The organism is Pseudomonas sp. 05N36 (assembly GCF_056397385.1).
The window spans coordinates 33,466-55,127 of sequence record NZ_JBFTNH010000026.1; the positions used below are offsets into that span (position 1 = coordinate 33,466).

Annotated in this window: 16 protein-coding genes and 4 pseudogenes; 6 read left to right on the top strand and 14 right to left on the bottom strand. The window is 55.2% G+C overall.

Annotated features, from left to right (window positions below):
* Nucleotides 1-61: 61 nt before the first annotated feature.
* Genes AC1DIH_RS25480 through AC1DIH_RS25500 form a run of 5 tightly spaced genes read right to left on the bottom strand, consistent with a single transcriptional unit; the run spans nt 62 to nt 5,831 of the window.
* The gene (locus AC1DIH_RS25480; protein WP_477773729.1) at nt 62-1,564 is read right to left on the bottom strand and encodes a glycoside hydrolase family 32 protein; all 1,503 of its coding nucleotides are present in this window, start codon (nt 1,562-1,564) and stop codon (nt 62-64) included.
* The gene (locus AC1DIH_RS25485) at nt 1,561-2,706 is read right to left on the bottom strand and encodes an ABC transporter ATP-binding protein (protein WP_477773730.1); all 1,146 of its coding nucleotides are present in this window, start codon (nt 2,704-2,706) and stop codon (nt 1,561-1,563) included. Before AC1DIH_RS25485 ends, AC1DIH_RS25480 begins: the two co-directional genes overlap by 4 nt.
* Before the next feature lie 27 nt (nt 2,707-2,733).
* Nucleotides 2,734-3,576 carry a carbohydrate ABC transporter permease gene (locus tag AC1DIH_RS25490; RefSeq protein ID WP_477773731.1) on the bottom strand — a complete coding sequence of 281 codons (843 nt, stop codon included), beginning with the start codon at nt 3,574-3,576 and terminating at the stop codon, nt 2,734-2,736.
* Nucleotides 3,573-4,535, bottom strand: coding sequence for a carbohydrate ABC transporter permease (locus AC1DIH_RS25495; protein WP_216743027.1), 963 nt, complete (start codon nt 4,533-4,535; stop codon nt 3,573-3,575). The genes AC1DIH_RS25490 and AC1DIH_RS25495 overlap by 4 nt, the downstream gene beginning before the upstream one ends.
* Nucleotides 4,536-4,556: 21 nt before the next feature.
* A complete protein-coding gene (locus AC1DIH_RS25500; protein ID WP_477773732.1) occupies nt 4,557-5,831 on the bottom strand; it encodes an ABC transporter substrate-binding protein in 1,275 nt (424 codons plus the stop codon).
* A gap of 158 nt (nt 5,832-5,989) precedes the next feature.
* Here AC1DIH_RS25500 and AC1DIH_RS25505 point away from each other — a divergent pair, with 158 nt between their 5' ends.
* From AC1DIH_RS25505 to AC1DIH_RS25520, 4 genes and pseudogenes are all read left to right on the top strand, one after another.
* On the top strand, nt 5,990-7,564 hold the full coding sequence (locus AC1DIH_RS25505) for a carbohydrate porin (RefSeq protein WP_477773733.1): 1,575 nt from the start codon (nt 5,990-5,992) through the stop codon (nt 7,562-7,564).
* A gap of 13 nt (nt 7,565-7,577) precedes the next feature.
* A pseudogene (locus AC1DIH_RS25510) lies at nt 7,578-7,805 on the top strand (helix-turn-helix domain-containing protein); the annotation flags it as partial.
* Nucleotides 7,806-7,866: 61 nt separating this feature from the next.
* Nucleotides 7,867-8,775 carry a carbohydrate kinase family protein gene (locus AC1DIH_RS25515; protein ID WP_477773734.1) on the top strand — a complete coding sequence of 303 codons (909 nt, stop codon included), beginning with the start codon at nt 7,867-7,869 and terminating at the stop codon, nt 8,773-8,775.
* 569 nt (nt 8,776-9,344) lie between these two features.
* Nucleotides 9,345-10,559 (top strand): sugar MFS transporter, encoded by a 1,215-nt coding sequence (locus AC1DIH_RS25520; RefSeq protein WP_347926739.1) that lies wholly within the window; start codon nt 9,345-9,347, stop codon nt 10,557-10,559.
* Between the two features lie 126 nt (nt 10,560-10,685).
* On the opposite strand, the pseudogene AC1DIH_RS25525 reads toward AC1DIH_RS25520, so the two are convergent.
* Nucleotides 10,686-11,095: pseudogene (locus AC1DIH_RS25525) on the bottom strand (dihydrodipicolinate synthase family protein); the annotation flags it as partial.
* 128 nt (nt 11,096-11,223) lie between these two features.
* Here AC1DIH_RS25525 and AC1DIH_RS25530 point away from each other — a divergent pair.
* Entirely contained in the window at nt 11,224-11,655 is a 432-nt protein-coding gene (locus AC1DIH_RS25530; protein ID WP_477773735.1) for a histone-like nucleoid-structuring protein, MvaT/MvaU family, read from the top strand.
* 154 nt (nt 11,656-11,809) lie between these two features.
* Here AC1DIH_RS25530 and AC1DIH_RS25535 read toward each other — a convergent pair whose 3' ends face one another.
* From AC1DIH_RS25535 to AC1DIH_RS25565, 7 genes and pseudogenes are all read right to left on the bottom strand, one after another.
* Entirely contained in the window at nt 11,810-12,658 is an 849-nt protein-coding gene (locus AC1DIH_RS25535) for an ABC transporter permease (protein WP_477773736.1), read from the bottom strand.
* Nucleotides 12,659-12,663: 5 nt separating this feature from the next.
* Nucleotides 12,664-13,938: an ABC transporter permease gene (locus tag AC1DIH_RS25540; RefSeq protein WP_477773737.1), complete on the bottom strand. Its 1,275-nt coding sequence runs from the start codon at nt 13,936-13,938 to the stop codon at nt 12,664-12,666.
* Between the two features lie 39 nt (nt 13,939-13,977).
* A pseudogene (locus AC1DIH_RS25545) lies at nt 13,978-15,061 on the bottom strand (ABC transporter ATP-binding protein).
* A gap of 114 nt (nt 15,062-15,175) precedes the next feature.
* The gene (locus tag AC1DIH_RS25550) at nt 15,176-16,231 is read right to left on the bottom strand and encodes an ABC transporter substrate-binding protein (protein ID WP_477773738.1); all 1,056 of its coding nucleotides are present in this window, start codon (nt 16,229-16,231) and stop codon (nt 15,176-15,178) included.
* A gap of 231 nt (nt 16,232-16,462) precedes the next feature.
* Nucleotides 16,463-17,212, bottom strand: a complete 750-nt coding sequence (locus AC1DIH_RS25555) for a LysR substrate-binding domain-containing protein (RefSeq protein WP_477773739.1) — start codon at nt 17,210-17,212, stop codon at nt 16,463-16,465.
* A complete protein-coding gene (locus tag AC1DIH_RS25560) occupies nt 17,139-17,792 on the bottom strand; it encodes a hypothetical protein (protein WP_477773740.1) in 654 nt (217 codons plus the stop codon). The genes AC1DIH_RS25555 and AC1DIH_RS25560 overlap by 74 nt, the downstream gene beginning before the upstream one ends.
* A 782-nt stretch (nt 17,793-18,574) precedes the next feature.
* Nucleotides 18,575-18,724, bottom strand: a pseudogene (locus AC1DIH_RS25565) (LysR family transcriptional regulator); the annotation flags it as partial.
* A gap of 249 nt (nt 18,725-18,973) precedes the next feature.
* On the opposite strand from AC1DIH_RS25565, the gene AC1DIH_RS25570 reads away from it, so the two are divergent.
* Nucleotides 18,974-20,392 carry a sodium:solute symporter family protein gene (locus AC1DIH_RS25570; RefSeq protein ID WP_477773741.1) on the top strand — a complete coding sequence of 473 codons (1,419 nt, stop codon included), beginning with the start codon at nt 18,974-18,976 and terminating at the stop codon, nt 20,390-20,392.
* Between the two features lie 152 nt (nt 20,393-20,544).
* Here AC1DIH_RS25570 and AC1DIH_RS25575 read toward each other — a convergent pair whose 3' ends face one another.
* On the bottom strand, nt 20,545-21,633 hold the full coding sequence (locus AC1DIH_RS25575) for an ABC transporter ATP-binding protein (RefSeq protein WP_019690420.1): 1,089 nt from the start codon (nt 21,631-21,633) through the stop codon (nt 20,545-20,547).
* Between the last annotated feature and the right edge of the window lie 29 nt (nt 21,634-21,662).

Sequence of the window (21,662 nt, forward strand, 5' to 3'; positions counted from 1 at the left end):
GTCAGGTTGAGGCAGAATCATGACACATGGCCTGCGCTTCTCGCGACTCGAATGATGCTGCTCATAGCCATCCCGAGGCGAGTGGCCACGCCCTTGGAATGGAGACACGCCCGCCACTCCCGCTTGCAAGGAGCTTCACGCCCAGACTGCCGGGCTGCGGATAGAGGCGACTGCTGAGGCTGAAGCGCCCGTTTTCGTCGAACACCTCGATGGACGAGCGATCGAGGAACACGCGCAGTTCGAGTCGCTCTTGTGTCGGGTCTATCGACACGCTGCGCTGACCAGGGGCTTGCGCACCCGAGCGGCTACGGTCAAGCACCAGACGCTGTAGCGACGCATCGTAGTAGAGCAGGGTTTCTTCATGGCCATCGTCGCTGCAGCGCAAGGCGATTCCCAGGTGGCCGTCGGTGCAGCCGAGCAAATCCAGATCCACATGGATTTCGAGCATGTCGCCTTTCACTTCCGGCACCCACCGGGTTCCCGACTCATCCCACCAGGGCGTGCCCGGCAATGGCGCCTTGCGTAGAGCGGTGAGCTCCCGTGCCGGATACACGCAAAGGCGATCTGCGCGCAGTTCAAGTTCGCGCGGCAAACCGAGCATGCCGCACCAGTGATGGGCCTTGCTCGGCATCGGGCTTTCCCACATGTCGAGCCACGCCCACAAAAGTCGCCGACCATCGGCGGCCAGTAGCGTTTGCGCTGCATAGAAATCGTGGCCGTTATCCAGCTCGATAAAAGGCCCGCCAGTGAAGTGCCATTCGCTATCGAGTCGGCCCACTCGATAACCAGTCTGGTACTTGTTGAGCCGTTCGTAACCTTGGGGTTGCATGCCTTGGGGGGAGTACAGCAGTACATCGCGTCCGTTCAGTCGAAACAGATCCGGGCATTCCCACATATAGCCATCGCCCTCGCTGCCGCTGGACACGTAGTCAAGGAACTCCCAGACGTGCAGATCCCTGGAACGGTACAACGGGAGCAGCGGAATATCGCCCAGACGTGCGCCGGCAATCAGGTACCAACAGTCATCCTCCTGCCATACCTTGGGGTCACGAAAGTGCATGATCGTGTCTTGCGGCGCAGTCTCGATGACTGCGCCATGCTTGACGAAGAGGATGCCGTCGATACTGGTGGCCAGGCACTGGACTTGACGGATAGAGCGTTCGTCACCCACTTCCCCAAGCCAGGTGTGCCCGGTGTAGATCAGTGCCAGGGTATCTCCACACACCACCGCGCTACCGGAAAAACAACCGTCACGGTCGAAGTCATCGCCGGGTGCCAGGGCAATGGGCAGGTGCTGCCAATGAACCAGATCGGCACTCTTGGCGTGCCCCCAATACATAGGGCCCCATTTCGCTTCGAAGGGGTAATGTTGATAGAAAACGTGATATTCGCCACGAAAGTACACTACCCCGTTAGGGTCGTTCATCCAGCCTGCCGGTGGAGCAATATGATAGCCAGGTCGATAATCGTGGATGACGCGAGACACGCCGTCACTCAGTGCACGCTGCGCAAGGTCAAGGGAAGAAGACATTGGGTCGCTCATGGTATTCAAAGACAAGGTCATAGGGCGCGTGCTCGGACTGAGCGCAGAGGGACGTCATTCGGCAGGTTTTCAATGGCTTGTGGGTGGCGCTTCAAGGCCGTGCCGTCGGCGTCGAACAGGTGCAGGTTGTCGATGTCCAGTTGCAGTTCGACCCGATCGCCTGCCTGCCATCCGGCGTTGACCTCACATCGACAAATCAGTGGCTCGTCCTGACCTGTTTCGAGGTGCACATACGTTTCGCTGCCCAGGTATTCGACCCCAGTCACGACGATGCCGACGGCTTCTTCCGCCGCTTTGAGCGATACGTGCTCCGGGCGAATCCCCAGGCTCAGCAGCGTGCCCGCCGCCAGATTCGAGCTGTCGAAGGGCAGGGATGTCATACCCAAAACGAGGCTGTCGACAAGACTGGTTTCGCCTGGCGCCTGCAAGCGCGCCAACAGGAAGTTCATTCTGGGCGAGCCCAGAAAGCCGGCAACAAAGCGGCTGGCCGGACGTTCATAGAGTTCGCGCGGTGAACCGACCTGCTCTACGCGACCGCCATTGAGCACGACAATTTTGTCGGCCAGGGTCATCGCTTCCACCTGATCGTGGGTGACGTAGATCATGGTCGAGCCCAGTCGAGCATGCAGACGGGCGATTTCGTTGCGCATCTGCACTCGCAAGGATGCATCCAGGTTGGAGAGCGGCTCATCGAACAACAAAATGTCCGGTTCCCGCGCCATGGCTCTGCCCATGGCCACACGCTGACGCTGGCCTCCAGACAGTTCCTTTGGCTTGCGTTGCAGCAGTTTGTCCAATTGCAGGATCTGCGCAGTTTTCAGCACCCGCTCGCGCAAGCTGCTCTTTTCAGTCTTGGCCAGTTTGAGACCAAAGCTGATGTTGTCGTAGACGCTCATGTGCGGGTACAGCGCATAAGACTGAAACACCATGCCGACGCCACGCTCGCGCGGTTCCATGTCGTTGACCCGTCGCCCGTCGATCAGCAGGTCGCCGGCGCAGATCGAATCCAGTCCGGCGATCAGTCGCAGCAGGGTCGACTTTCCGCAGCCCGAAGGGCCAACGAACACTACGAATTCACCCGCAGCGATCTCCAGGCTGACGTCGCGAAGAATCCGTACGCCGCCCAATTGTTTGTTCACGTTGTCTAGCTTCAATTTGATCATGATGCTGTTCCTTGTATTTGTTGGGCATCAACCCTTTAACGCGCCGGCAGTGAGACCGGAAACGATTCGGCGCTGGAAGATCAGCACCAGAATCACCAGTGGGACGGTGACCAGTACCGATGCGGCCATCAACAGCCCCCAAGGCAGCTCATGGGGACTCCCGCCGGAAATCAAGGCGATGGCGACCGGTACCGTGCGTTGCGTGTCTGTGAGGGTGAAGGTCAGGGCAAACAGGAACTCGTTCCACGCTGCGATAAAGGCCAATAAGCCAGTGGTGACCAGTGCGGGCCAGAGCAGCGGCAACAGCACACGAGTAAGCGTGACCCATGGGGACGCACCATCCATGATTGCCGCTTCTTCCAGTTCATGGGGCAGTTGCCCCATGAACGTGGTCAGCACCCACACGGTGAAGGGCAGGGTGAAAATCGTGTAGCTCAGGATCAACGCCCAGGACGTGTTGTACAGACCCAGGGCGCGGATCACTTCGAACAGCCCCGACAGTACAGCGACCTGGGGAAACATCGAGACGCCAAGAACCATCATCAATACCGTGCCACGCCCACGGAACTTCACCCTGCCCAAGGCATAGGCGGCGGTCAGGCTGAGGAACAGCGCCAGCGTCACCACGCAAAGCGCAACCACCAGCGAGTTACCGATAGCCCGCAGGAATGAGGATTGGTGGAGTACCGCCGCGTAATTGGAGAAGTCGGGGCTATTGATCCAATAACTCACCTCGAACAAGGCGCTGGACGGCTTCAGCGAAGTCACGATGGCGTAGTAGAAAGGGAAGACCGCATACAGCAGCAAAATCCCGATCAGACACCAGAACCCGAGGCGCAACAGCGCTTTTTTGAGTAGACGCTGGCTCATGAGCGAACCTCCAGTTGGCGACGTCCGAGGTAGAGATAAAGCATGGCGATCACCGCAACGACCAGAAACAGCAGAGTCGAGGCCGCGCTGCCATAGCCGACATCCTGGAACTCCACCAGGTGCTGGCGGGCATAGACCGACATACTCATGGTGCTCGAAGAGTTCGAGGTCAGCACATAGATGACGTCGAATACCCGCAGGGAATCGAGGATGCGAAAGATCGCCGCCACCAGCAATGCAGGCATCAACAGTGGAAGCGTGACACGCCAGAACACTTTCAGCGGATGAATTCCATCGACCCTGGCGGCTTCGTAGCAATCGCTCGGCAACATCTGCAAGGCAGCCAGCATCAGCAGCGTGACAAAAGGTACGGTCTTCCAGACGTCGACGATGATGACCGCCCACATCGACAGATCCGCATCTGCCGTCCAGGCCAGGGGCGCGTCAATCAGGCCGAGGCTCAGCATCAGGTGATTGATGATGCCGAACTGGTCGTTAAGCATCCATGACCAGATCTTCGCTGAGACAATGGTAGGAATCGCCCAGGGAATCAGAATCAACGCACGCACCAGGGAACGGCCGGTGAACTTGATGTTCAGCAGCAACGCCACCAGCAGCCCCAGGACGACTTCCAGTCCCACCGACACCACGGTGAAATGCAACGTGTTGCGCACAGCGTTCCACCATTGTGGATCGACCAGGATGCCCGACCAGGTGGAACCGTCGTGGAACAGATAATTGCTCAAGCCTACGAAGGAGCCGCCACTGGTGTCCGCCAGACTGGCGTCGGTCAGGCTGAACCAGAATGTCCGCAGTAGCGGCCAGGCCGCCACCAGGGCCAGACACAGCAACATCGGTGTCAGAAACAGCCAGGCGGCGCGTACTCGGCGACGCTGTATGGGCGTTTCCCTGGTGAGCAGGAGCTCGTCACAGGAGGCATGGGTAGTAGAGACAGACATGGTGATTTCCTTCCTTGTGGCTTACCAGTTCCGGCGTTTGATGCGCGTGAGTTCGCTTTCCAGTTCGGCCAGCGCCTGATCGACAGGCAACTCACCCGCCAGCACACCATGCACTCGATCGAAGAACGCATTGGAGACCCGTGGATAGCGATCGGCGGTTATTGAAGCGGGGCGCATGACCCCGTCGTTGAGAATGCTGTGGAGCTGAGCGTAATAAGGCATTGCCGCGAGCAGCTCGGGATCTTGATACAGCGACTCGATAACCGGGTTATAGGCGCCTATCAGAGCACGATGTTTTTGCTGTTGGGCACTGGTCAGGTAGCTCACCAGCTCTGCGGCAAGTTTTGGATGGGCGCTGTAACGCGATACCGCCAGGCCCCACCCACCGAGGGTGGATGCATGGTTGCCGGTCTCGCCGCCCCGGGGCAGGGGAGCGACCCCAACCTTGTCTTTTACGGCACTGTCCTGGCTTTGTACCAGGGCCCAGACATAAGGCCAGTTACGCATGAACAGCGCATTTCCCGACTGGAATACGCCACGTCCTTCTTCCTCGGTGTAATTGAGCACGCCACGCGGGGAGATGTCTCCTACCCAGCTTTTCGCCAGGGTCAAAGCAGTTCTTGAGGCCTGACTGTTAACCACGATGTCTCCTCGTGGATTGACCAGTCCGCCTTCCGGTTGGCTGCTGATCCATTCCAACGCATTACACGTCAGGCCCTCGTAGGCGCGTCCCTGAAATATGTAACCCCACACATTGGGGTTACCGGCGTTGCGTTCGGCCTGTTGAACATCCCTGGCGGTAGCGGTCATTTCCTCCCAGGTCTGGGGAACCTGCTTGTTGTACTTGTCGAGCAAGTCCTTGCGGTAATACAGCAGGCCCGAGTCGGTGAACCACGGCATCGTCACCAGCCGTCCGTTTACCGTGGCGTTATCTACCTGTGCCTGGAAGTAGCCTTGGGTAGCGTTGGCTGGAAGCACCTCGCGCAGATCCATCAGATGTTTGGCCAGCATCCCCGGCCACACCATATCGATTTGAATGATGTCGATGTCGGTGGACTGCGCACTGAGGATCTGTTGGTAGAACGACAACCTCTCGGTCGCCGAGTTAGGCGTGGAAACCACCTCGACGTTGTTGCCGGTCTGTTTCGACCACGCCTCGACAGCCTCCTTGCAGAGTTGTAACTCTGCACCCACCGCACCGCACGAGATCGTCAAATCGGCTGCGCTCGAGACGGATGGAAGTCCGGCACAGAGGGTGAGTAGCGCTGCTGGAAGGAGAGATTTCAGCTGTTTCATAAAGCCCTCTTTATTTTTGTTTTTAGAAAAGATAACGTTAACATCGTCAATGTAGCAGCGTATCCAAAATGAGGCATCTTTTTTTTTCTTGATTCGGACGATTCACGACTCACGAAAAAAGGTCAGCCAAAACAATAAGAACAAAACAGGAAATCCAAATGCAGAAAGCATCAAGCTGGCTACTCGCAGGCGTGCTCAGCACATCGGCGGCAACCTCTCAGGCCGCTACTCTGGAAGAGCGCATGGCCGCGTTTGAAGCCCGTGCAAGCGCGGCGGAAAAGCGCGCGGCCGCAGCCGAACAGCAAACTCAGGCACTCGCGAAGGAATTGCAGCAGATCAAACTCGCCACTCCCGCTTTGCAGCCCGCTACGTCCACCGCATCCGCTGCATCCGAGGCAACGAATCCGGTTCTGGACACCCGACTGGCAAAACTCGAAGCCCGCCAGGAAAGCATGGAAAAACAGGCCAGCACTTCAAATCTCGCTGATGGGTTCAGCTTCAATGGCTATGCCCGCTCTGGATTGCTGATCGACGAGGGGCTTGGTGGTGGTCGTGGCGGCCCTTATACAACTCCCGCCGGCTCGGTTGGTGGTGCAGTCGGGCGACTCGGTAACGAAGACGACACCTACATGCGTATAGACCTGTCGAAAGAAATCTATGCGCAAAACGGCACCCGTTCCAAATTCACGGTCTCCATCGCCGACGGTGTGGAAAGTTCCAATGACTGGACGGCCGACGAAAGCAAACTGAACGTGCGCCAGGTATTCACAGCGCTCGACCATGTCGCTGCATTCAAGGGCAACTCAGTGTTCGAGAACGCCACCCTGTGGGCAGGCAAGCGATTCGATAGAGATAATTTTGATATCCACTGGCTGGACTCGGACGTCGTCTACCTGGCCGGCACCGGCGGTGGAATCTACGATATGCAGATGAACAAGAATTGGCGCTCGAATTACTCCTTGATTGGGCGTAGCTACGGGGATTTCAGTCAAGGAGGTATTAATGCCGATGTGGCAAGCTACATCCTGACCTCCAACCAGTTCTTCGACGATGGTCAGTGGCAGTGGATGTTCAATGACATCGGCGCAAAGAAAAACGATTTCGGTACCCGCACCAATAAAGCGGGTTTGACGCCTGCGAATTCCGGCTTGCACACCATGCTGGCCAATCACCAGAAAAACTTTTTCGGCAGAGAAGGCTTCTTCAAAACGGCGCTGCTCTATGGGCAAGGTCTGGGGGCAGAGGTCAAGAACGTCGGCTCGGATGGTGAACTGATTGAGGATGCCCGCGCTCTGCGTCTGGCACTTTACGGTGAAACACCCCTTGCGCCTGACTGGCGCATCGGGCCCAGCTTGCTGGCCGAACAGAGCAAGGATAGATACGTCAAGGGTGACGACTACCGCTGGCTGACCCTGAACGTGCGATTGGCTAACAAAATCAATAGCAACTTCGAGATGGCCTACGAAATGAGCTGGCAAACCATGAACCTCGACCCCAAGGGCTATCTACAACGTAATGCGGTCGACGGTAACTTTTGGAAATTCACGGTCGCCCCGACATTCAAACTTGACGTTGGAGATCTTCTCACACGTCCCGAATTGCGAGTGTTCGCAAGCTTCATGAACTGGTCTTCGGATCTGGACAGATTCAGTACCACAGACTCCTTTGGCATGACTGACTTCCACGCCGGAGGTGTATGGCAATACGGCATACAGATGGAAACCTGGTTTTAATATTTGAACGCGCCGGCCAACACGCCTTCAGCGCGCCTGCCGGCTGTTCTTGCAAACAGAGATGTCGGTGGCAGACATCTGTTTTGAGGTTGGCTATGAAAACCTATCTAACTTTAACAGACACTTTCGCGTCGAAATGGAACAGACACCGAGCGATTATCGTCGCGGAACAGCGACGACGTTATTCAATCGAAACGGTGCTTATCAATCCCTGCCTTACCAAAGCGTATTGAGTAAGTGATTACCGGTCGAAGCGGATCAACCAGCAGTTATCCCTACGACAAAAAAATGAGGAAGTGACGATGGTATTGCCTCGCGCAGTAGTATTTGGCGAAGCTCTGACCGACCTTGTCCTAGGCACTCCTGGGCAGTGGAAGGGCTACCCAGGTGGTGCTCCCTGGAACGTTGCACGAGCGCTAAGTCGCTTGGGTGTTAGCAGCGCTTTTGCTGGATCGGTGAGCAAAGATTCACTGGGTGACGAGATAGTTTCGAAGTCGGAAGCGGCAGCGTTAGATATGAGGTTTATCCAACGGGTAGACCGAGATCCTTTGGTCGCCATCGTTCCATCGAGCCGTCCTCCAAGATACTTTTTTGCTGGAGATGCCGATCTGTTTTTTGATCCAGATCTGATGCCCGAAGGATGGATCAACCAAGCAGAGCTGTGTCATTTCAGCTGCATCAGTTTGGCTCGACAGCCACTCGCAGACAGGCTGGTTAAAATTGCTCAGCAGGCCAAAGAAGCCGGTAAACGGATTAGCTATGATCCGAACTGGCGCAATTTAATGGATAGCCATTATCGAGAGCAGACCTTCCCTACGATGACCACCCTTGCTGACATGATTAAGCTTTCCGACGAAGACCTTCGGCAAATTTATCCAGGGCTGACCGAACATCAGGCGATGGATGAGCTTCGCGCTCTTAATCCTCAGGCGCAGATCCTTTTTACCCGAGGGGAACACGGGATGATTCTCCACACCCCGGACAGCCAACTCGATCAGCCGGCTATTGCCGTGAACGTGGAGGACACGGTTGGAGCAGGAGACGCTTGTATGGCTGGTTGGCTGGCTGCGGAGTTGCTGGGGATCGCAGGCTTGAGAGAGCGCCTGCGATTTTCAGCGGCTTGCGCATCCATATCTTGCCGCCATGCCGGAGCCCATGCTCCTGCGCTAGCTGATGTGGAAGGTTTGCTGAAGCTGCTAATAGATACCTGACATAGCTTGATCGTTGAGTGCTACTTCAGTATTGGCTTTGAATTGAGGGGAGCAAAGAGCATGCCGTGATAAGGCAAAAATCTGGACATTCGCGTCGCAAGCGTTGTTCTATAAAGGCTTGCGTGCAAACCACCTCAATTCCTCCTAAATGGCTGGCCACCTCGGCCAATCCGCGGACGCCTATTGCGTTGTCCCCGGAATTTTCAATCCCGACAAATAGTTGCCTGCAGACCAAATGAGCAAGTTTACCCCTCATCTCGGCATAACCCCCAAAAGATCCAGCGGCTTGCCAAACGAAAAGTCAGACACTAAGGTAGCGCCCCCTAACGACTGGCCCCGGACTTTGGGTGAGTGGTAACGGCTACAGACAAAAAATTAGATGGCAGCGCACCCTCCTTTGGCGAGTACTTCACCGCAAAAAGATAGCGCTGTCTCACTGTCAAGGTGACTGAGGCTCGATAGAGCTTTCCTTGAAAGTGACAATCACAAGAAAGAGGAAGCCCGTGATGACGAACGCTAGTGCTAGCGCAACTGTCTCCAACAGTTCGGCAACACCCCACGCCCAACGGATGAGCACCTACGTGTTCGCGCTGTTTTTCATCCTCGGCAGCATCACCAGCCTTAACGATGTCCTGGTGCCAAAACTCAAGCACCTCTTCAGCCTCAGCTATACCGAGGCCATGCTTGTGCAGTCGTCATTCTTTTTTGCCTATTTCATTTTCGCCATACCCGCAGGCCTGCTCATTTCGCGAATCGGCTACATGAGAGCGGCCGTCCTCGGGTTGCTGCTGATGGCTGGTGGATGCCTGCTCTTCATTCCCGCCACCCAGTCCGCATTGTTTCCAGCCTTCCTCGGCGCCCTCTTTGTGCTTGCGATTGGCGTGACAACCGTTCAGGTCGTTGCGAACCCGCTGCTTTCGCTGCTCGGAACCGCCGCAACGGCCCCTAGCCGCCTCACCCTCGGCCATGCGTTCAATTCGCTGGGAACCACTGTCGCGCCGTACCTGGGTGCCATACTGATCCTGGGCTCCCTCAATGCGGTAGATACCTCCGCATTGTCGCCAGCAGAACTGACGTCCTTCCTGTCGCAGGAAGCCAGCGTGATCAGCAACACCTATGCAAGCATTACGCTCTTCATCTGCATGGTCGCCTTGATCGTCTGGCTGAAAAGAAATGAGCTGCAACCGTCAACAAGACCTGAGCGTCTCAATCCACTCGCTGCGCTCAACCTTCTAAAGCAGCCGCGCTTTGCACTCGGCACCGCTTCCATATTTCTCTATGTTGGCGCCGAAGTCACGATTGGCAGCCTCATTACCGACTACCTCATGCTGCCGACAACCCTGGCCCTTCCCGCCGAGGCCGCGGGCAAGCATGTTGCCTTCTATTGGGGTGGCGCCCTGGTTGGCCGCTTTATCGGCTCGGCGCTGATGCGCACTTTCGCACCAGGGAAACTGCTGGCCTTTGCCGCCACGGCAGTCATTGTGCTGTTGACGATCTCTGCCACCACACAAGGGGTTGTTGCCGGATGGTCGCTGCTGGCCGTCGGGCTGTTCAACTCCATCATGTTTCCGACGATCTTTACCCTTGCGACCGCAGGGCTCGGTCATCGCGCGGCAGAAGGTTCGGGCCTGTTTTGTTGCGCCATTGTTGGCGGGGCATTTATTCCGCCATTGACAGGGTATGCGGCCGACCTCTCGACACTCGCGATGGCATTGAGCGTGCCAGCGACCTGTTATGCCTGCATCGCAATTTACGGTTGGTATGCCCGTGTTCCGAAGCACTAGCATTCCCTGGCGCGCGGCTACCCGGGTGGTCACGGGTTACTTCAATTACCACGCGGTGCCGGGAAATCTGATACGTCTTGGTGGATTTCGTCTGGTGGTTTGCCGTCTATGGCGGCAAACCCTCAAAAGGGTATTGGATTGGTTGCCGCCGCAGTCCTTGATCGCGACGACGCGCTCATGGGCGACGATGTTGAGCAGGGTCGCCTGTTCGAAAGCCACGCCGGTGCGGTACGGGATGTCGTAAAGAATGATCGGGACGCTGGAGGCATCAGCAACAGTTTTGAAAAACGCTTCAAGGCCGGCCAGGGAAGGGCGGATGTAATACGGCGGCACCAGCAAGCCCGCTACGGTACGTTTGAGGATTTCATTCTGGAACTGCAGCAGCTCGGCCAGATTGTTGCCGGCCAGGCCCATGACCATCCGTCGACGCCTTTTTCCAGCAGATGGCCGACCAGCCGCCGCAACCCGACGAAATCGATGGCGCCGTTCTGAAGGGGCGGAACGAGTGGAACCCGGATACCTTGAAACGAGGACATACACTTACTCCTGAAAGTTGACCGATGTAGTCACCGTCAGAAGCGTAGAAGGAGGTAAGCAGGGGGAGGGTGCCCGTCGCGCTCAATGTCCTGTCAGCTCATCTGACGGGACAGCGCGCCCCGTTCACATGAGCGACTGTTTCTTCGATTTGAGGGCGTGTGCAACGCAACCTTGCGCCTTGGCAATCAAGCCAAATGGGTGTCCGGAATCATTAGACCACTACAAACAACAACTGGCCGCCCAGCTCGCAGAGCTTGAGTCGATGAAAAGTGATTCCGGACTTAAGAAGGAAATGGAGTTTGAGAGCAAACTGCGCCATTTGCTTGGTGAGTACGGCTACAGCCTGAAAGATGTGATCAAACTGCTTGATCCACAAGCCGGTCGCCGTGCTCCAGCCGTTGAGTCCAAAGTCGGCAGCCGTAAGCCACGCGAAGTGAAGGTCTACAAAAAACCGCACACCGGCGAAGTCGTTGAGACCAAAGGCGGCAATCACAAAACGCTGAAGGAATGGAAAGCGGAACACGGCTCCGCGACCGTTGAGTCCTGGCTAACCGAGTGATTTTGGTTTGAGTACAAAAAGGCCCGTGAGGGCCTTTTTATGGGATGCGTCGTCGAAGTTCTTCGTCGATCAATGTTGCGGTTTAAGCCTGAGTGTTGCATCCACTTACCTTACTCGTGATCGGAGTGTCTCGTGCCTCAGGACTTAGGGGTATTCATTCTTTTATGCCTCGTAAGCGCAACGAGCGTCGACGCATGAGTTCAACAGCGACCAGCAATGCCACCGAGCCGAGAATCAGTAACGTGGCCGCAGCCAGGATGGTTGGGCTGATCTGTTCGCGCATGCCTGACCACATCTGGCGCGGTATGGTGCGTTGCTCAACCCCGCCAAGAAATTGCACCAGCACCGCCTCATCGAATGAGGTCACCATCGCAAAGAGCGCGCCTGACATGATCCCTGGACGAATAATTGGGAAGGTCACGCGGAAAAATGTATATGTGGAAGAAGCTCCGAGGCTTGTCGCTGCTCTGGTCAGCGAATGGTCGAAACCAACTAATGTCGCCGTCACTGTGATGATGACGAATGGCGTACCGAGTACCGCATGGCCCAGAATGATGCCAAGGTGGTTTTGCCCGATGCCCAGTGCGCTATAGAAAAAATACATGCCGGCAGAAGAGATGATCACCGGTACGATCATCGGCGAAATCAGGGTGCCCATCAGCAGTCCCTTGAACGGCAAATTAGCGCGGCACAAGCCGAGTGCTGCCAACGTCCCGAGTGCCGTTGAAATCACCGTTGCGCAGAAGGCGATCAGTAGACTGTTTTTGAACGACAGCACCCACAGTGGATCCTCGAGAAGCATGTGGTACCAGCGCATTGAAAAGGCCGCTGGATCAAGGCTGAGCATGCCGCTGGTAAAGCTGAAGTAGGGCTCGACGTTAAATGACAAAGGCACCACTACCAAAATTGGCAAAATCAGAAACAACAGCACCAATACCGCAAAGCTTCGAACGCTGAAGAACCAGATTCTGCCCATCGGGCTGGTATAGCTTGGAAGACTCATTTCGATTACCCCAGTTTCATATTGTTGATGCCCACGACCCGGTCATAAATCCAGTACAGCACCAGGACAATCATCAGGAGGATGGACGCGATGGCGGCGGCCAGTCCCCAGTTCAGGGAGGTCTGCATGTGGTAAGCAATGAAATTGCTGATGACTTGTCCGGTACGCCCACCCACCAACGCCGGAGTGATGTAGTACCCCGTCGCCAGAATGAACACCAGGATGCCTCCAGCGCTCAATCCAGGCAGAGACAAGGGAAAATAGATCTGCACAAAAGTGCGGAACGAACTGGCGCCCATGGAGTGCGCTGCACGGGTATAGGTTGTGTCGATGCTTTTCATGACGCTGAACATCGGCAGCACCATGAAAGGCAGAAGAATGTGGGTCATAGCAATGACCGTTCCGAACATGTTGTACATGAGTTCGAGTGGCTGGTTGATCAATCCCATGCTGTTCAACGTGCTGTTCAGCACACCGTTGGATTGCAAGATCACCATCCAGGCGCTGGTGCGTACCAGAAGTGATGTCCAGAACGGCAACAGCACCATGACCATCAACAGGTTGCTGGTTTTTGCTGGAAGGGTGGCGAGCATGTAGGCCAGCGGGTAACCCAGGATCATGCACAGCGCCGTGATACCCAGTGCAACCATCAAGGTCTTGATCAGAATGCTGACGTAGATGCGTCGGCTCTCAGGTTGTTGAACGACCTTACCTTGGTCGTCATAACGTAAGTCCAAGGCCGCGAGATAGTTAGTTGCGGAGTAGGCTGGCGCCATTTTCTTCAACTGCGTCCAGGTGCCGATCTGCCCCCAGCGCTTGTCGATGCCGGTCATTGTGGTGTTAAACGCACCTGGCACGACGACCTTGCTGGCTAGGCCACGTGCAGTGCGGGCCATCAGGCTCTTGGCGTCACCCATCACCCTATTGAGATCGGAGCCGACACTGTCCAATTGTCGGGCCTCTTGCAGGGCGAGGATTTCATGACCCACGGTGGCGAACAACTGCTCGTCTGGCAAGGCTGTGCCCTCCCAGTTGGCTAATGCGGCTGCGGTCTGTGGCATCGCCGTGGAAAGGGTCGGGTTTTGAATGCTGCGCAGCAACATCGCGCCGATAGGCAGCAAGAAAAATACCGTAATGAATGCCAGCAATGGGACGACCAATAGCAGTGATTTGGTCTTGTTTAGACGTTCTGCCCGGTCAAGGCTGGACTTCAGATCTTCTTGAGGTAGGGTTTCGCTGACTGTCTCTAGCATGGGGCTGACGGTATATGAGTTGCTCATCTGGGTGCTCCGGCAAAACAGTAAAGTCGTTGTAGGGCCTCAGGCGTCAAGCGCCCGACAGTCGTCGGCTGACCAACCCACATCAATGCAAGTACCGGCTTGGGGAGCAGCGTGTCCTGCAGTGTTGACCATCTTGACGATGAACTCGTCGTTGCCTGCCAGTTTCAAGCGCGCTCGCAAATGATCACCGTGGTAAATGATCTCCTCAATGCGGGCCGGCATATGGTTGTCGTACTCACCTGGACGTGCGCCAATCTGCACGCGCTCAGGACGAATCGACAGTGTGGTGGTCGAGCTTACAGGGTGGATATTGACGGCCAGCGCCTTGACGAGGTGCTCACCAACACGCACCTGGCAGTAACGTTCCTGGCGCTCGATAATCTGCCCCATCAGCCGGTTGTTCTCGCCGATGAAACTCGCGACAAATGCGGTCTGCGGTTTTTCGTAAAGGTCGGACGGATTGGCCAGTTGCTGGACAATTCCATCGTTAAAGACTGCGATGCGATCCGACATCGTAAGGGCTTCAGTCTGATCGTGAGTAACGTACACAACTGTGATGCCGAGCTGTTTTGACAGACGCTTTATTTCATATTGCATCTGTTCACGAAGCTGTTTGTCCAGCGCTCCAAGCGGTTCATCCATCAGCACCAAACGTGGCTCGAAGATTAATGCGCGGGCCAGTGCAACACGCTGTTTCTGACCGCCAGACAGCTGAGCTGGCATTCGCTTTGCGAATTGTCCCAAGGCCACCAGGTCAAGTGATAGACGCACCCGGTCTTCGATGTCTTGCCGGGACAATTTGCGCACTCTCAGTGGGAAGGCGAGGTTTTCTTCAATGGTCATGTGAGGGAAAAGGGCATAGTTCTGAAACACCATGCCGATACCGCGCTTTTGCGGAGCTATATCATTTACCGGCTTTTCATCAATGCAAATTTGCCCATGAGTCACGGTCTCGAACCCCGCCAACATCATCAAACATGTCGTCTTGCCGGAACCCGAAGGGCCAAGCATGGTGACGAACTCACCCTGTTCGATTTCGAGGTTGAAGTTTTTCGACGACCAGATGTTCGCCGTCATAACTCTTCTGCACATTTCGAAAGCTAACGAATGATTCAGTACGCATGGGAGATATCTCTTGTTATTGGTGCTGTAGAGGAGCCGGGCACGAAAAGTCGCCCGGGCCCGCCAAAGGGGGTGTGTCAGGTGTGCTGCGGCAAGGTTGTGGTTGAGTTTTTGGTTACTTGGACAGCCAAGCGTTGAAGCGCTCATTCAATTCGTCTGCATGGTCTCCCCACCAATGGGAGTCCACCTGGAGTGCGCTGGCAAAGTTTTCAGGGCTAGTAGGCAAGTTGGGTTTGACCTTTGGGTCTACCAAGGCTTGCGCGGAGAGTCGTGTAGGGCCATAGGCGATATAGTTACTTTGGTCAGCCAGTACCGAGCTTTGAGTGGCAAACTTCAAAAAATCCATCGCCTGATCTTTTTTCGGATTGCCGGCAGGGACTACCCAAGCCTCCATGTCATACATCTGACCATCCCACACGATTTTGAACGGCTGCTGCTCTTTCTGCTGCGCAATCACGATACGCCCGCTATAAGCTGAGATCATGCTGACCTCGCCATCGGCTAGCAGTTGCGGCGCTTGTGCCCCGGCTTCCCACCAGATGGTGTCCTTTTTGATTGTGTCGAGCTTGGCAAAAGCTCGATCCAGGCCATCTTCAGTCCCCAGCATTTCGTACACCTTTTCACGGGGCACGCCGTCGGCCATGAGCGCCCATTCAAGATTGACTTGAGGTGCTTTACGCAGTGCTCGTTTGCCTGGGAAGCGCTTGGTATCGAAAAAGTCTTTCAGGGTATGGGGCTGCTCGCCCTTGAAGGCTTTGGTGTTGTAGGCCATGACTGTCGACCAGACATAGCTCGCCACGCCGCATTCCGTCAGGGCCCCTGGCAGAAAATCTTTTGCAGCAGGTGTTCCATCCGGTGCAGGAGCCAGGGTGGCGGGGTCAATTCGTTCGAGCAGGCCGTTGTTACAGGCACGAATGACGTTCGGTATTTCAGCATCGACTACGTCCCAAGTGACCTTTTTGCTGTCTACCTGAGTCTTGATTTGCGCGATGCCCCCGGAATAGTCCTCCGAAATCACCCGGGTACCTGTGGCGGCAGTGAAGGGTTTGTGTGCGGCTTGGATCTGGGCATTAGTCAGGTTGCCGCCGTAGGACACAACCGTGAGAGTGTTTTCTGCGTAAGCGCTGCAGGACACGATGCCGGATAGCAAAAGAAACGTTGCGCTTTTCATGCGTGAGACCCCTCGTTTTTATTTTTGTGGGAAACCGTCACGAGCTCTTTGCACGGGGGTGCGTGAGCAACCGAAGAGACGATCAGGGCTTTACTCTCGGCAAAAAAATCCGAAGGTAAAAGCAATAAAAAAAAGCCCAATGGGGCGATTTTTTTTATGGGTGCACAAAAATTATCTATTGATGGGTAAAGTGAAGGGCGTTCAGGCATTCAGGGATTCAAAATCACTTCCTCATTCTTCGCTACGCGCGGCGGACGCTTCTTCCATCAGCCAACTTGCGAAAGCTGCCGCTTGGGGATTGACGATTTTGTGCGGGGAATACACTAAGTAAAACGCTTCTGAGGTTTTGAATTTTGCGGTCAAAGGGGCGATGAGTTGTCCTGATTCAAGATACTGCTCGACGAGCGATGATCGCGCCAAGGCAACGCCTTGACCCAGCTCTGCCATTTTCAGTGCGGAAATAAGCGTGTCGAACTGCAGTCCTTGGGATGAGTCAATGTCCTCGGCCTTGGCCTTTTTCAACCAATAGCCCCATCCCTCCTCATAACCCAAGACATGCAGAAGTTCGTGACGACGAAGGTCTTTTGGGGTCTTCAAAGGTTTTTGCATTGTGGGCAAATCAGGGGCGCACACAGGGAACAACAAATCCCAAGTCAGACGTTCACTCTTCAGACCAGTCCATTTTCCACTGCCATAGCGAATTTCCAGATCGGATTCGAGATCGGTTTCGCCCATCCAGATGTTGCTGGTGATGCGCAAATTGACATCTGGATGGTGCTCACGAAATCGCGGCAGACGACCCGCCAGCCAGTGAGTAAAGAAAACCAGACTACTGCGCACTGTGAGTACCTTCCGGTGCCCTTGACCGAATATTTCATCGGTCGCTGCTGCCAGACGCTCCACCGATTCATGGACAACGGGTAGAAAGGCTAAGCCAGGCTCCTCGTAAACTTCGAGGAGGCCGTTTGGTAGGAATTTCACGACGTAGCTTTTCCACAATATTAGCATCGAGGTAGGCGAGGGGATATGAAGTTCTTTGGGATAAGTAAAGGAAAAAGTCCAGGATAATCGTCCTCTCTTTGTCGAGTCCCCCCCAATATGGCGGCATCACCGCACCATCTAAAAATTTACGCTTGAAAGGCCTCCAACGTTCATTTATCCGCCACTGCTCATAAGGCTCATCCTTATTGCTTACAAACCGACCAAAACTGCTGGAGCACACCCATGAAGAGTCTGGGATTTCAACGAAGTCTAAGTACCGTTGTATATCCTCTTTATCCCAGTCAAATACCGATTTTTTGGCGACAATGAAACTCCAATTTAAAATCCTTTCCAGAGATACCGAGTATTTCCGAAGATGCCTTTCAGACGCACCGTCGAAGGAAACCACTTTGTGAAGTAGAAACATCGAGGCCGCTTTGTAGCACTCAAGCGTTTTGTAGGTGTCATCGAGGGATTCTAGCTTCGCCCTAAGATGCGCATTGGCAGGTAATCCGGAGTTAATGCTGGCTCCCCAGCCGCTCGGGGCCAGCATTGGGACAGGCTGATGCAAAATAGACATTGGGCTGTTCCAAACCGTACTAGACTATATGGGAGAAATTATGGCCTAGGTTGAGCGGAACAGGCACGATTATCAATGCAGGGCGACATCAGTTACGGGGTCATTGCAGTATTGATGTGAGCGCACCAAGTCAGCGTAGCCAGTAGTCCGGTTTTTAGGTCTGAAGGAATGGAGCTTCTAACGGGTACATCCAGAGGGAGCAGCAAAACCTTACCTCGCAACACCTTGATTTATCACGTAACGGTTTTTAAATCTGAATCTCTGGTTTTCAGATGCCGCTAACAAAGGAGGAAAGTTCCGCTCAGACACATTATTTAACATAATATACATTATGCGCCTCTATGTGTTCTTACGTGGGGGACTCGGGTGATCAGATTGCAAGCTCACAAGCTCTCGGAAGTAATCTCTTTTCAATTCGAGAACTAGATTCCTTGCATAGCCGTTTTGCCGCCTGGAAAAAGAATTTAACTCTACTGATGATCTGTACTTCGGCATGGAGTTGGTGCACGGATTTCACGGGCTGCCATTCGCGGCAATACCAACGTCGACTGAGTTACATTCACCTTGGTAGCTGCTCCAAAATTTGCTTAGGTCAAATGCTCGGGTTGCTATGCCGCCTACGCACGATCGATGTCATCGAAATCTCCAACCGCGACGGCGTGCGCCTGAAATTGCAGGCGTAAGCAATCAGATGTGTAAGTGCGCACTCATGTAGTCAATGAACACGCGCAACTTGGGTGAGGCATAAAGGCAAGAGGTTCGATCGTGTTCGATATCATCGTGTCGGGCAACACCAATACGCAGGAACCCAGGCGGTGGGCAGCCAAGCGAGAATCGGTTTGCTCGCCAGTCCGAATCACCGCGTCGAACCCCTCCTCGATCACGTCGACCATTCGATCGCAAAAATCGATATCCAGTTCGATTTCCGGATAAGGAACAGGGTCCCCTCGGCCGTCAACGTAGCAGCGATAATCTTGAGTGTGATTCGGGAATGGAATGCCCCGCAAAAAATACCTTTAAAGTATCAAGTAATACTTGTTCGATATTAGACCGCCTAAACAATAGAGAGGAGACTGCCATTAATTACAAAAATACCTAAAGAGCATAATCATGAGCCATGCCGGAGAAAACGTTCCAGCAGTACCCCCTTCAACCTTCAACGCATTGATTGGGTGATGAACATGCAGCCCTCCTCTTCCTGGATTGTCCTTTCCATCACCGGTTTCTACATGCTCAGCCTCGCGCTGATCAGCTTCGGTGTTCGTCGGCATTCTCGTAGCTCCACTAACTACACCACCGGCGGCGGGCACTTCCCTGCGTTCTTGATCGGCTTTCTGATGCTGTCGGAATTCATTGGCACGGCTGTCAGTGTCGGTACCGCTCAAACTGGCTTCAAAACCGGAATCTCTGCCGCCTGGAACCTCTTCGCGCTGGCGTTGGGCTTTGTGTTGTTCGCGTGGCTGCTGGCGCGTAAATACAAAGAGCTGGGCGACAACACCATCTCCGGTGTACTGGCGCGCAACTACGGGCAAAAAACACGCTTCGCCACGTCGATCATCACTATCTTCGCCCTGGAGATCGTTGCGGTTTCGATCTATGCCAGCGGCGGTGCGGTTTTGGCCAGTGTGCTGCAAGTGGATCGCACTCTGGCGATCATCATTGTGGGTGTTGTGTCAGTAATGTATGTCAGCATCGGCGGTATGCGCTCGGTCATCTACACCAACTTCGTACACGCCAGCCTCAAATACCTCGGCGTCGGATTAGCGCTGTGGTTCGGCCTGAAACAGGTCGGCGGGATCAGCGCGCTGCAGACTCAATTGCCGCAAAGCATGTTCGACTGGACCGCCATCGGCTGGGGGCAAATCATCGCCTGGATGATTGCTGGTATCGGCTCGATCTTCTCCACCCAATATGTAATTCAGGCCGTGAATACCGTCAGCGACGCAGGAAAGGCGCAGCGCGCGTGCTTTTATTGCGCAATCCTGATGATCCCATTCGGTATAGGAGCTGCATTGATCGGCATGTGCAGCGCGGCGTTATTCCCCCAGGTCGATTCGCTGCAAGCCTTCCCGCGACTGATCGCAAGCATGGACCAACTGACGGCCGGCCTGGTTGTCGCAGGTTTGGCAGGTTCGCTGTTCGGCACCATCTCGGCGGTCAGCATGGGCTCGGCCACATTGTTGCTGCGCGACTTCTACGAGCCATGGTTCAACCCGGAAAAAAGCGACGTGAAATCCCTGCGCTTTGTCCGCCTGGCCACCATCGCCGTCGGCCTGCTGCCCATCGCGCTGGCCCTGACTTCTGACAAAGTGCTGATGATTGCGTTCCTCGGCAAGGCGCTACGCGCCTCTCTGGCAGTGCTGGTACTGATGGTGTTCTACGCACCGAAATTCGGCACTGCGACAGCTGCGTTTCTGAGCATCATCGTCTCCCTGGTGGCTACCGTCGGCTGGTTCCTGGCAGGCAATCCGTGGGGCATCGACAATGCCTACATCGCTCTTTTCACACCGCTGGTGATCATGAGCATCAGCCACGTTACACGACGCGGTGCACCGCCCGAACCGATAGCCGTAGAACAGCTGAAACAACAGGGTGCCTGACCACCTTATTAACGCAGTCACCCGGCTCAAATCGACAATGCCGCTCAGGGACTAGTGACTCCTCCTTGAACAGCGGGAAAATCCGGAACCTGGTATGGGTTGCGGATTTTCCTGGCGTAGCGGTTGCCAAACAGCTTGGACGGCCCCGATATTCAGTCGCCGCGTAGAATCAGCGCATACGCACCGTCCCACTCAGCGAAGATTTTTTGGCCGCAGTGCACGCCAAGCAGGTTGTAATCGGCATGCGGTTTCTGCACCTGCAGCTCGAGCCCACTGCTGGTTTCGAGGTAGATGTTTACCATCGAACCAATGAACTCTTCACCGACCACGGTGCAAACCAGCCGGTTGCGCCGGGCAGGCTGCGCGGTCAGGTCGATATGCTCGGCACTCACGCAGACAGTGACTCGCTCTGCGGGGACAACCGACTTACCCTCCGGCAGCCGCGCCTGGAACTCGCCGTGCTCCGAATCGATACGGACCAACCCTCCATCATCGAAGCCGGCGACAGTGCCGCAAAGGATGTTCTTGCCGCCAACAAACTCGGCGACAAAGCGGTTGTGCGGTTCGATGAAAACCGCCTGCGGCGATCCAATCTGTTCAACCCGCCCCCGACTCATGATCACAACGCGATCGGCCATCGCAAAAGCTTCGGATTGACTATGGGTGACGTAGACAAAGGTGATACCAAGGTCTTTTTGCAGCCCGGTCAGCACGCCCTGCATTCGTACGCTCAGATGAGCATCGAGCGCGCTCAGCGGCTCGTCGAGTAGCAGGATCGGCGGTTCAGTGACCAACGAACGTGCCAGCGCCACACGTTGGCGCTGGCCACCAGAGAGCAGGCTGATATCGCGCGTGGCGAATTCCTCCAACCCAAGCCGCTCAAGCCAATGCAGCGCCTTCTTGCGCCGCTCGGCCTTGGCCATGCCTCGCATCCGCAGACCGAACTCAACGTTCTCGAGCACGTTGAGGAACGGAAACAGCGCCAGGTTTTGCCAGACCAGAGGCGTCTCCCGCTCCCAGGAATAGAGGTCATTAATCCGCTCGCCGTTCAGGCGAATTTCGCCTTCGCTCGGCTTGTCGAGGCCAGCCAGCATGCGTAGCGTTGTGGTCTTGCCGCAGCCGCTCGAACCCATGATCGCGACGAACTCGCCTTTGTAAATTTCCAGGTTCATACGCTCGACGGCCTGATAGCTGCCGAAATGCTTGACCACATTATCAAATACCACCAGTGGTTGAGTCATGGTTGAATTCCTTCGGGTTCAGGTGGTTG

Excerpts from the sequence above, each read along its gene's own strand:
- AC1DIH_RS25480 (WP_477773729.1), bottom strand. The coding sequence starts at position 1,564 with ATGACCTTGTCTTTGAATACCATGAGCGACCCAATGTCTTCTTCCCTT.
- AC1DIH_RS25485 (WP_477773730.1), bottom strand. The coding sequence starts at position 2,706 with ATGATCAAATTGAAGCTAGACAACGTGAACAAACAATTGGGCGGCGTA.
- AC1DIH_RS25490 (WP_477773731.1), bottom strand. The coding sequence starts at position 3,576 with ATGAGCCAGCGTCTACTCAAAAAAGCGCTGTTGCGCCTCGGGTTCTGG.
- AC1DIH_RS25495 (WP_216743027.1), bottom strand. The coding sequence starts at position 4,535 with ATGTCTGTCTCTACTACCCATGCCTCCTGTGACGAGCTCCTGCTCACC.
- AC1DIH_RS25500 (WP_477773732.1), bottom strand. The coding sequence starts at position 5,831 with ATGAAACAGCTGAAATCTCTCCTTCCAGCAGCGCTACTCACCCTCTGT.
- AC1DIH_RS25505 (WP_477773733.1), top strand. The coding sequence starts at position 5,990 with ATGCAGAAAGCATCAAGCTGGCTACTCGCAGGCGTGCTCAGCACATCG.
- AC1DIH_RS25515 (WP_477773734.1), top strand. The coding sequence starts at position 7,867 with ATGGTATTGCCTCGCGCAGTAGTATTTGGCGAAGCTCTGACCGACCTT.
- AC1DIH_RS25520 (WP_347926739.1), top strand. The coding sequence starts at position 9,345 with ATGAGCACCTACGTGTTCGCGCTGTTTTTCATCCTCGGCAGCATCACC.
- AC1DIH_RS25530 (WP_477773735.1), top strand. The coding sequence starts at position 11,224 with ATGAGCGACTGTTTCTTCGATTTGAGGGCGTGTGCAACGCAACCTTGC.
- AC1DIH_RS25535 (WP_477773736.1), bottom strand. The coding sequence starts at position 12,658 with ATGAGTCTTCCAAGCTATACCAGCCCGATGGGCAGAATCTGGTTCTTC.
- AC1DIH_RS25540 (WP_477773737.1), bottom strand. The coding sequence starts at position 13,938 with ATGAGCAACTCATATACCGTCAGCCCCATGCTAGAGACAGTCAGCGAA.
- AC1DIH_RS25550 (WP_477773738.1), bottom strand. The coding sequence starts at position 16,231 with ATGAAAAGCGCAACGTTTCTTTTGCTATCCGGCATCGTGTCCTGCAGC.
- AC1DIH_RS25560 (WP_477773740.1), bottom strand. The coding sequence starts at position 17,792 with ATGTCTATTTTGCATCAGCCTGTCCCAATGCTGGCCCCGAGCGGCTGG.
- AC1DIH_RS25570 (WP_477773741.1), top strand. The coding sequence starts at position 18,974 with ATGCAGCCCTCCTCTTCCTGGATTGTCCTTTCCATCACCGGTTTCTAC.
- AC1DIH_RS25575 (WP_019690420.1), bottom strand. The coding sequence starts at position 21,633 with ATGACTCAACCACTGGTGGTATTTGATAATGTGGTCAAGCATTTCGGC.